The organism is Pontibacter sp. BAB1700 (genome assembly GCF_000277005.1).
Classification (GTDB): Bacteria; Bacteroidota; Bacteroidia; order Cytophagales; family Hymenobacteraceae; genus Pontibacter; species Pontibacter lucknowensis.
In genome coordinates this window covers 18,774-28,778 of record NZ_AKIS01000018.1, presented here as the reverse complement: position 1 = coordinate 28,778, position 10,005 = coordinate 18,774, and the positions used below count along the sequence as shown (strand labels likewise).

At 52.5% G+C, this 10,005-nt stretch carries 6 protein-coding genes and 1 pseudogene; 4 read left to right on the top strand and 3 right to left on the bottom strand.

Going from position 1 to position 10,005, the window contains the following annotated elements; all coding sequences use genetic code 11:
* A partial coding sequence (dnaK, locus tag O71_RS02790; protein WP_007652992.1) for a molecular chaperone DnaK occupies positions 1–1,799 on the bottom strand: 1,799 nt, incomplete at its 3' end.
* Between the two features lie 502 nt (positions 1,800–2,301).
* Here dnaK and O71_RS02785 point away from each other — a divergent pair.
* Positions 2,302–5,487: pseudogene (locus O71_RS02785) on the top strand (WD40/YVTN/BNR-like repeat-containing protein).
* A gap of 152 nt (positions 5,488–5,639) precedes the next feature.
* Here O71_RS02785 and O71_RS02780 read toward each other — a convergent pair.
* A complete protein-coding gene (locus O71_RS02780; protein WP_007652991.1) occupies positions 5,640–6,110 on the bottom strand; it encodes a hypothetical protein in 471 nt (156 codons plus the stop codon).
* 146 nt (positions 6,111–6,256) lie between these two features.
* On the opposite strand from O71_RS02780, the gene O71_RS02775 reads away from it, so the two are divergent.
* The 3 genes from O71_RS02775 to O71_RS25010 are packed head-to-tail and all read left to right on the top strand — an operon-like array spanning position 6,257 to position 9,239.
* Positions 6,257–6,823 carry a PepSY domain-containing protein gene (locus O71_RS02775; RefSeq protein ID WP_007652990.1) on the top strand — a complete coding sequence of 189 codons (567 nt, stop codon included), beginning with the start codon at positions 6,257–6,259 and terminating at the stop codon, positions 6,821–6,823.
* Between the two features lie 5 nt (positions 6,824–6,828).
* Positions 6,829–8,298: a TonB-dependent receptor plug domain-containing protein gene (locus O71_RS25015; protein WP_237717680.1), complete on the top strand. Its 1,470-nt coding sequence runs from the start codon at positions 6,829–6,831 to the stop codon at positions 8,296–8,298.
* Between the two features lie 14 nt (positions 8,299–8,312).
* Positions 8,313–9,239 (top strand): TonB-dependent receptor domain-containing protein, encoded by a 927-nt coding sequence (locus O71_RS25010; protein ID WP_237717679.1) that lies wholly within the window; start codon positions 8,313–8,315, stop codon positions 9,237–9,239.
* Positions 9,240–9,257: 18 nt separating this feature from the next.
* Here the strand turns inward: O71_RS25010 and O71_RS02765 are convergent, their stop codons facing one another.
* Positions 9,258–9,839 (bottom strand): hypothetical protein, encoded by a 582-nt coding sequence (locus O71_RS02765; protein WP_040573478.1) that lies wholly within the window; start codon positions 9,837–9,839, stop codon positions 9,258–9,260.
* Between the last annotated feature and the right edge of the window lie 166 nt (positions 9,840–10,005).

Below are 10,005 nucleotides of genomic sequence, written 5' to 3'. Positions count from 1 at the left end.
GCGTACATCTCCTGCGAGGCCGCCTGCCATGCATTATTCAGACTTTCGATCGCTGCGTCAATTCCAGCGATATCTTTGGCACCGTGCGCTGTCTTTAGCTGACCCAGTGCATTTTCGATGTTCGACTTGTTACCTTCAGACAGCTTGTCGCCATACTCTTTCAGCTGCTTTTCGGTCTGGAAGATCATCGAGTCAGCTGCGTTCAGCTTTTCGATTTCTTCTTTCGCCTTCTTATCAGCTTCTGCGTTGGCCTCTGCTTCCTGACGCATTTTCTCGATTTCCTGCTCGCTCAGACCAGAAGAAGCCTCAATGCGGATCTTCTGCTCTTTGCCAGTGGCTTTATCCTTGGCCGTTACATGCAGGATACCGTTGGCGTCGATGTCGAAAATTACTTCGATCTGCGGAACGCCGCGTGGTGCTGGTGGAATGCCGTCCAAGTGGAAGCGACCGATCGTGCGGTTGTCTTTCGCCATTGGGCGCTCACCCTGCAGTACGTGGATCTCAACAGATGGCTGATTGTCCGATGCCGTGGAGAAGGTCTCTGACTTCTTCGTAGGTATAGTCGTGTTAGACTCGATCAATTTCGTCATCACACCACCCATCGTCTCGATACCCAGTGAAAGCGGCGTTACGTCCAGCAGAAGCACGTCTTTTACTTCACCTGTCAGTACACCACCCTGAATCGCGGCACCAATGGCCACTACTTCATCCGGGTTCACACCTTTAGAAGGCTTCTTGCCGAAGAACTTCTCTACTTCTTCCTGCACTTTCGGGATACGGGTTGAACCACCTACCAGGATTACTTCGTCAATGTCAGAAGTTGACAGGCCAGCATCCTGCAGGGCCTTCTTGCAAGGCTCCATCGAGCGACGGATCAGATCATCAGACAGCTGCTCGAACTTCGCTCTTGTCAGCTTGCGTACCAAGTGCTTTGGCACACCATCTACTGGCATGATGTATGGCAGGTTGATCTCTGTTTCGTTAGAAGAAGAAAGCTCGATCTTTGCTTTTTCAGCGGCTTCTTTCAGACGCTGCAAGGCCATTGGGTCTTTGCGCAGGTCCAGACCTTCGTCGTTCTTGAACTCGTCGGCCAGCCAGTTGATGATCACCTGGTCAAAGTCATCACCACCCAGGTGTGTGTCACCGTTGGTAGAAAGTACTTCGAACACACCGTCACCCAGCTCCAGGATTGAGATATCGAAGGTACCGCCACCTAAGTCGAATACCGCGATCTTCTGGTCTTTGTGTTTTTTATCGAGGCCGTAAGCCAGCGCCGCCGCTGTAGGCTCGTTGATGATACGCTTCACTTCAAGGCCTGCGATCTGTCCAGCTTCTTTCGTAGCCTGGCGTTGCGCATCGTTGAAGTAAGCCGGTACGGTAATAACCGCTTCTGTCACTGTAGTACCCAGGTAGTCTTCTGCAGTAGCCTTCATTTTCTGAAGCACCATCGCCGAGATTTCCTGTGGTGTGTACTGGCGGTCTCCGATCTCTACACGCACGGTGTTGTTGCCACCCTGCACCACTTTGTAAGACACCTGCTTGGCTTCTTCGCTTACTTCATTGTAGCTGTGGCCCATGAAGCGCTTGATCGAAGCGATCGTGTTTTGTGGGTTTGTGATTGCCTGACGTTTGGCAGGGTCACCTACCTTACGCTCGCCTTTACCGCCGTCCAGAAACGCGACGATAGACGGAGTAGTTCTGCGGCCTTCGCTGTTAGGAATAACCACCGGCTCGTTACCTTCCATTACGGCAACGCAGGAGTTGGTTGTACCTAAGTCAATACCAATTATCTTTCCCATTCTATAGTTTTATAATGATTCGATTACAATTTCTTTTCACTGTTGCTAGCACTATTACAAGGTATGTGCCAAGGCTGAATAAGCGGGTTTTGCCTGTCATTCTGTCACAGGTTGAGGTATGCTATACCTTGTTTGTCTGACCATGCAACAGGTGCCCCGCTCGTGTGCGACATAATTACTGCAGTATTGGTACTGTGTTGCTTTACTGTAGGTTCTAAAATTAAGCACTCGTCTGATGCTAATCATGTGATGTTGCTTTTGTGCCACCGAACCCTGGGGGTATCAACTGTCATCCTGAAAGAAACGAGAGATCTGAAACATGGCTGTGCCTGAACAGGATGCCGGATCTCTCTTAGGAATTGGAAAAACAGCATCAGGTTTAAGGTGAGGGTATTGGGAGAGGGAGCAGGTTGCCTCAGCGAGTCGGTTTGCTTTTTTAACTAAACTTTTATAAATCAGAAGTTCAAACAAACTGATCCAAAACCTTTTCGCTCACCTTTACATGAAAAGCACCTTTCTTAGAACTGGCACAACGGCTTGTCTGCTGCTGGCACTGACCATGTCGCCGCCGGAAGCGGTGGCCCAGAAACAGAAGCCACGCACAAGCAAACAAAAAGAAGCAGCTGCCCCTTACGAAGCCAAACTATACAATGGCATGGCGTGGCGCTCCATCGGCCCTTTCCGAGGCGGACGTTCCGCCACCGTTACAGGCGTACCCGGTAAACCAAACCTCTACTACATGGGCACCGTGGGTGGCGGCGTATGGCGCACGACTGACGGCGGCTCTACCTGGGAAAACATTTCCGACGGCTTCTACGGTGGCTCCATTGGGGCAGTAGCGGTGAGTGAGGCTGACCCCAATGTAATCTATGTGGGCGAAGGGGAGAAGACGGTGCGTGGCAACGTGTCATCGGGCCATGGCATGTGGCGCTCACTCGATGCCGGCAAGACCTGGGAGCAGATCGGCCTGAAGGATTCCAAGCACATCGGCCGCATTCGCATCCATCCGCAGAACCCGGACATTGTGTATGTGGCCGTGATGGGTGACCTGTACAAGTCACACGAAGAACGGGGCGTGTTCAAGAGCACCGACGGCGGCAAAACCTGGAAGAAGACACTCTTTGCCAACAAAGACGCTGGTGCCGTAGATCTGATCATCGACCCGAACAACCCACGTCACCTTTACGCCACCACCTGGAACGTGCGCCGCACCCCGTATAGCCTGTCATCAGGAGGACCGGGTTCAGGCATCTGGAAAAGTACCGACGGCGGTGACACCTGGAAAGATATCTCAAAAAACGAGGCCTGCCAAAAGGTACGCTCGGCATCATTGGTGTGACAGTATCACCGGTTAACTCTAACCGTGTGTTTGCGATGGTGGAAGCCGATGAAGGCGGTCTGTTCCGCTCCGATGACAGCGGCCTGACCTGGAAGAAGATGAACGACGACCGCAACCTGCGACAGCGGGCCTGGTACTATACCCGCGTATATGCCGACCCGAAAGACGAGGACGTGGTATACGTGCTGAACGTGGCCTACCACCGCAGCAAGGATGGCGGCAAAACCTTTACATCGGCCTTCGCCGGTCACGCTGACCACCACGACCTATGGATCGCGCCGGAGAATCCATCGCGCATGGCCATTGCCGACGATGGTGGCGCACAGATCACCTCGGACGGCGGCATGAACTGGAGCACGATGAACAACCAGCCCACCGGACAGTTTTACCGCGTCGTGACCGATAACCATTTCCCATACCGCATTTACGGAGCACAGCAGGACAACTCTACCGTTCGTATTAGTCACCGCTCTACGGGCTGGAGCATCTCTGAGGATGATTGGGAAGAAACAGCCGGTTCGGAGAGTGCGCACCTGGCCGTGAACCCGGAGAACCCGGAGATTGTGTACGGCGGTAACTACGGTGGCTTCCTGTCGCGTGTGGACCATAGCAACGGGCAGGAGCGCGTAATCAATGTATGGCCGGACAACCCGATGGGCCACGGTGCCGAAGGGATGAAGTACCGCTTCCAGTGGAACTTCCCGATCATGTTCTCACCCAACGATCCGAAAAAGCTCTACACCACGTCTAACCACGTGCATGTGACCTATAACGAAGGGCAGTCCTGGGAAACAATCAGCCCGGATCTGACGCGCAACGACTCAACCAAACTCGGACCATCTGGAGGACCGATCACCAAAGACAACACCAGCGTGGAGTACTACGGCACCATCTTCGCGATCAACGAGTCGCCGGTGGAGCCGGGCGTGATCTGGACCGGATCAGATGACGGCCTGATCCACGTGACGCGTGACAATGGCAAAAACTGGACAAAGGTGCAGCCGAAGGGTATGCCAGAGTGGATACAGATCAACAGCATTGAGGCGCACCCGACTCAAAAGGGTGCCGCTTATGTGGCCGCTACCATGTATAAGTCAGGCGACTTCAGCCCCTACCTGTACAAGACCACCGACTATGGCAAGAGCTGGACGAAGATCACCACAGGTATACCGGGCCACCACTTTACCCGTGTGGTGCGTGCCGATCCGAAGCGTGACGGTTTGTTGTATGCCGGTACCGAGTATGGCATGTATGTGTCGTTCAACGACGGGCAGAGCTGGCAGCCCTTCCAGCTGAATTTACCGATTGTGCCGATCACGGACCTCACGATCAAAAACGATAACCTGATCGCTGCCACACAGGGCCGCAGTTTCTGGATCATAGACGACCTGACGCCGCTGCACCAGCTGAACGAAGGTATAGCGAAGAGCAAGTTTCATCTGTACAAGCCATTGGATACTTACAAAATGGACGGCGGCAGTAGAGGCCTTTCCAAGACAGCCGGTGAGAACCACCCTGGCGGCGTGATGGTGCATTACTACCTGCCAACTAAGCCAGACTCAGCTACTGTGGTACAGCTGGAGATCATGGACCAGAACGGTAAACTGATCCGCAGCTATATTAGCAATGCCAAAGAGAAAAAAGACAAGCTGGAGGCGAAAGAGGGTATGAACCGCTTCGTGTGGGACATGCGCTACCCGGAGGCAAGTAAGTTCGATGGCATCATCCTGTGGGGCGGTGGCCTGCAAGGACCTAAGGCTATACCTGGAAACTACAAAGCCAAGCTGACGGTGAACAAGGAGAGCCAGGAGACTGCCTTTACCATTTTGCCTGACCCACGCACCAAAGCTACACCCGAAGACAGAGCCACCCAGTTCGCCTTCCTGACCGAGGTACGCGATAAACTGACCGAAACGCATGACGCGATCAAAGACATCCGTACCATGCGGGCACAGCTCAACACGCTCAAAGGGAACCTGAAAGGGCAGGAGAACTACAAAGATGTGGTGGAGTCTGCCACCGCAATCGACAAGAAGATCACCGCCATTGAAGAGGCGCTGTACCAGACGAAGAACCGCAGCGGCCAGGACCCGCTCAACTTCCCGATCCGCCTGAACAACAAACTGGCGAACCTGGTGGGGCAGGTTAGCACCGGCGACTTCCGTCCAACCGATCAGGCCTATGCCTTCAAGAAGGAAATCAACGGCTCAGATTGACGAGCAGCTGAATCTATTTAAGCAGGTACAAACACAGGATGTGCCGGCGCTCAACAGGCTGGTGAAGGAGAAAGGAGTGGACGCTATTTCAGTGAAAAAAGCTGAGGCGGCCCCGGCAACCGGATCTTTGTAAGGTATAGCCTATACCTGTTAATTATGAAAGCCCTGCCAGGAATGGCAGGGCTTTCTGTTTTGTTGGTGTTGCAAACTGATGTTGTTAAAAAGCAGGAAGCGCTATTCTCAAATAGCAGGTACAGGCTACGGAGCCTGGTATAAATTAAGGCCTTATAGCTTCTCCACCACCAGCTGGGCCTTCTGCACTTCGCCTTCGTGTGCCTGGCCAGGGTATGGCCTCACGCCTTTCAGAGTGAATTTGTAACTGACATCGCCAACTGCAGCTTCTATGGTATGGGTTTCTCTGGCTGCATCCGTACCACAGTCTCCAATACAGAGTGTGATGTTTTCATTCACGCCATGGCTGTTGGAGGCTCTTAGCAAAACACTTGCATTGCCTGCTGTCACGCAATTAACATCAGTCGGACAGCGGGAATCTTCTATGCTTTTCAGGGATACGATCAGGCGACGCGGTACCTCCTCGCCGTACAGCGTAATTTGCCCGTACTGCTGCAGGAGCGCCTCCTGACCGAACTTCAGGTCGTCGGTATCTTTTTTGAACTCCGTGGTTTCATAGGATTCGTCCTGTTGGCATTGCGTAAAGAGCGCCAGAGCCAGGAGTGGATAGAAAAGTTTAATCATAGTAGTATAGTTTTTCAACCTTAAGAGTCTCTAAAACGGGGAATGGTTGCAATTAGTATCCAAACTTTAAAGACTGGTGTCGCCACATTGTTTATCTGCCGCAATTGTTGGATATTGGGCTTTCATACCTATTCTGATCTATCTACGTGAGTACCAGTACTGCCACCCTTGTAAAACAGAAAGTAAAAACGCTAGCCGAACGGCTGCGTAATTTCCGGGTATATCACCGCTATTTGGGACTGATTCTGGGGCTGTTTATTCTGATAAGCAGTGTGACAGGTATACTGCTGGGCTGGAAAAAAGATATAGATCTGCTGCAGCCACCCACCCAAAAAGGAGTTACCGCAGACCTGCAGCAATGGCTGCCGTTGGCTGAACTGTCAGCACGTTCGCTTGCCGGCCTGGACTCGGCAGCGGCTATCACCAACAATCCCATCGACCGCATCGAAGCCCGTCTGGACAAAGGGATCGTGAAAACCATTTTTAAGGAGGGAAGCTGGGAGGTGCAGCTCGACGCCAGCACCGGCAAAGTGCTTTCCGTGGCCCGCCGCCATTCTGACTGGATTGAGAAAGTGCACGACGGCTCCATCATCAGCGATCTCTTTAAGTTGGTGTCGATGAACGTGCTGGGCTTCGGATTGTTAGTCCTTTCCAGCACGGGTTTCTTCCTGTGGTTTTATCCGAAAAAGATCAGAAAGATCAAGAGCGAATAAGCAGCATGAAGAATCTTCTGCACTTGATGGGGTGGCTGTGCTTACTCAGCACGTCCACGTTCGGGCAAGTCCTGACCGTGAAAGACCAGGTCACGCAGCAGCCTCTGGAGATGGTGCAGCTTTACAGTAAACATTCCGAGCAGATCAGCTTTACTGACAGCAGAGGTCGGGTGGATGTCAGTCCCTTCAAAGGCATCGATAGCCTGGTGATTCGCCTGATAGGTTATGATCAGAAAACCTTGTCTTACGGGCAACTGGAGCGGCAGGGCTTTCAGTTATACCTGCGCGAAAACAACATCTCACTGCGCACCGTGGTGGTTTCGGCAGCCCGATGGCAACAGGCCGCAAAAGAAGTGCCGCAGCGGGTCAGTACTATCCGGCCGAAAGATGTGCTGCTGCAGCAACCTCAGACTGCCGCAGACATGCTGGGGCAGGCAGGGGAGGTGTTTATCCAGAAAAGTCAGGGTGGAGGCGGCAGCCCTATGATCCGCGGATTTGCTACCAACCGGGTATTGCTTGCCGTGGACGGTGTGCGCATGAACACAGCCATTTTCAGGAGCGGCAACCTGCAGAATGTTATTTCCCTTGATCCTTTCGCCATAGAAAAAACAGAAGTGATGTTCGGACCGGGCTCGGTCATGTATGGCAGCGATGCGATAGGCGGCGTAATGAACTTCTATACCTTGTCGCCGAAGTTTTCGGCGGACGCATCACCGTTGATCAAAGGCAACGCTGCCATTCGATGGTCTTCGGCCAACCACGAGAAGACCGCACACCTCGATCTGAGTTACGGGCTGAAAAAATGGGCCTTTCTGACCAGCGCAACTTTCAGCGATTACGGTGACCTGACAATGGGGGCAAATGGGCCGGATGATTACCTCCGAAAAGAGTATGTGCGCAGCCAAAACGGACAGGACGAGGTGATTACCAATCCTGATCCGATGCGACAGGTATACACGGGCTACGACCAGCTGAACCTGATGCAGAAGATCAGGTATAGGCCCAGCGAAAACTGGGAATTACAGTACGGTTTCCATTACTCTACCACCTCCGATGTGCCCCGCTACGACCGCCTGACCCTGTACCGAAATGGCAAGCTGCGCTCAGCGGAGTGGTATTATGGTCCGCAGGTATGGGCGATGCAGCACCTGCAGGCAAGCCACCGGACGGACAACAAATTCTTTGATCAGCTGAACATCGGTTTAGCGCACCAGCTGTTTGAGGAGAGCCGTCACAATCGGGACCTGGGTAAAGCGACCAGGTATAACCGCTACGAAAAAGTCAACGCCTACTCTGTCAACCTGGATTTTGAGAAAGCGTTGGACGGGCGCCATCATCTCTTTTATGGTCTGGAAGTTATTTATAACCATGTGCGCTCGACAGGCACCGATGAGAATACCAGCACTGGCGCGACTATACCTGGGCCTGCCCGTTATCCGGATGGTTCGGACTGGGTTCCTATGCCGCTTTCCTGACTTACCGATTCAAAGTGGGGGAGAAGCTCACAGTACTGACAGGGGCCAGGTATAACCACATCCTGCTCAATGCAGCTTTCGACAAGAGCTTCTATGATCTTCCTTTCGCTTCCGCTGACATCAACACAGGGGCTGTGACCGGAAGTGCAGGGCTGGTGTATAGTCCGAAACCCGACTGGCAGCTGAGCACGAATTTATCCACAGGTTTCCGCTCTCCGAACGTGGACGATATCGGCAAGATTTTCGATTCTGCTCCGGGCCTGGTCGTGGTGCCCAATCCAGACCTGAAGCCGGAGTACGCCTACAATGCGGATCTGGGATTTGCTAAAGTGTTCGGGGAGGTACTCAAACTAGATGCGACTGCTTTCTATACCTATCTGCAGGATGCACTGGTGCGGCGAGACTATACCTTAAACGGTAACAGCTTTATCGAATACGAGGGAGAAAGTAGCCAGGTGCAGGCTATCCAGAATGCCGCCTATGCCAGGGTTTGGGGTGTGCAGGCAGGTATAGAACTGAAGTTACCGGCCGGTTTTGGTATCACCTCTAGATATAGCCTGCAGCGTGGGCGTGAAGAACTAGATAATGGCACGGAGGCACCTTTGCGACATGCCGCACCAGCTTTTGGTACAACCCGCCTGACTTATACCCGCAATCGGTTCAAGGCAGACTTTTATGCCGTGTATAATGGAGCATTCAGGTATAGCCAGCTGGCGCCCGAAGAGCAGGACAAAGCTTACCTATATGCGACAGACGAAGACGGGAATCCATACAGTCCCGACTGGACCACACTCAACCTGAAGGCACTCTACCAACTGAACCGGCACCTGTCGCTGAGCGCAGGTATAGAGAACATCACAGACCAGCGTTACCGACCTTACTCTTCAGGTATAGCAGCTCCGGGCAGGAATTTTGTGATGTCGGTGCGGGCTGTTATTTAAGAATGTGTTGAGCCGGGGTTACCATCTCGCATTTTTCAAGGTCAGGCCAACAGCTGCCAGTCGCTGCCCAGTATGGAAGCTTTGCACGGAGCCTCTCAATCCGAAAGTGAGGTGCTGTTTAGCTTTCACATCCAGGTTCAGCGCTAGCACATAGCCTGCCTGCAGTCCATTTCTCGAGCGCATCTCAGGCTCGAAGTCTGTGATACCACCCTGCCCGTTGTACTGAATGGAAAGTCCGTACAACTCCCGTTCGCTGGCATACCTTAGCACCGGACCAACTGCCGGGTAAATCTGAACAGGCCCGGCATTGATGAAGAGGTTATAGGATCCTTCAAGCGCAACGCCATTCGACTTCTGGAATGTCTCGTATCCCTGTCCCCAGCGGCGGGTCTGCTCAATGTATGTGCCGGTGGCCAGTATCTCGAAGCCTGAGCGGTTGGAGATATGCGTTTGCATGCCACCTATAAACCAATGGCCGGGTATATCGCCATTACCTGAATACACGGTGCCGTAGCCGAGCTTTGGTATCCATTTATTCTGCGCCATGGCGCTAATTGAAGTGCAGAGAAGAAATGTGAGGAGTAGAAGTTTGATTTTCATAAGCTGGATTTAGGTAAGCGTTAAATGATAGAAATTATAGGAATAGCTTTATCTAATATATGTAATATTCTATAACAATATGTGTGCCAGTATCTTCTTTTCTTTATAAGGAATAGGTATAAAACAACAAAGGCAGCCCCAACGGGACTGCCTTTACAATGGGTAC

What these genes read in the sequence shown, in the direction of transcription:
- O71_RS25015 (WP_237717680.1), top strand. Translation starts at nt 6,829, where the DNA reads ATGAAGAATCTTCTGCACTTGATGGGGTGGCTGTGCTTACTCAGCACG.
- O71_RS02765 (WP_040573478.1), bottom strand. Translation starts at nt 9,839, where the DNA reads ATGAAAATCAAACTTCTACTCCTCACATTTCTTCTCTGCACTTCAATT.
- O71_RS02780 (WP_007652991.1), bottom strand. Translation starts at nt 6,110, where the DNA reads ATGATTAAACTTTTCTATCCACTCCTGGCTCTGGCGCTCTTTACGCAA.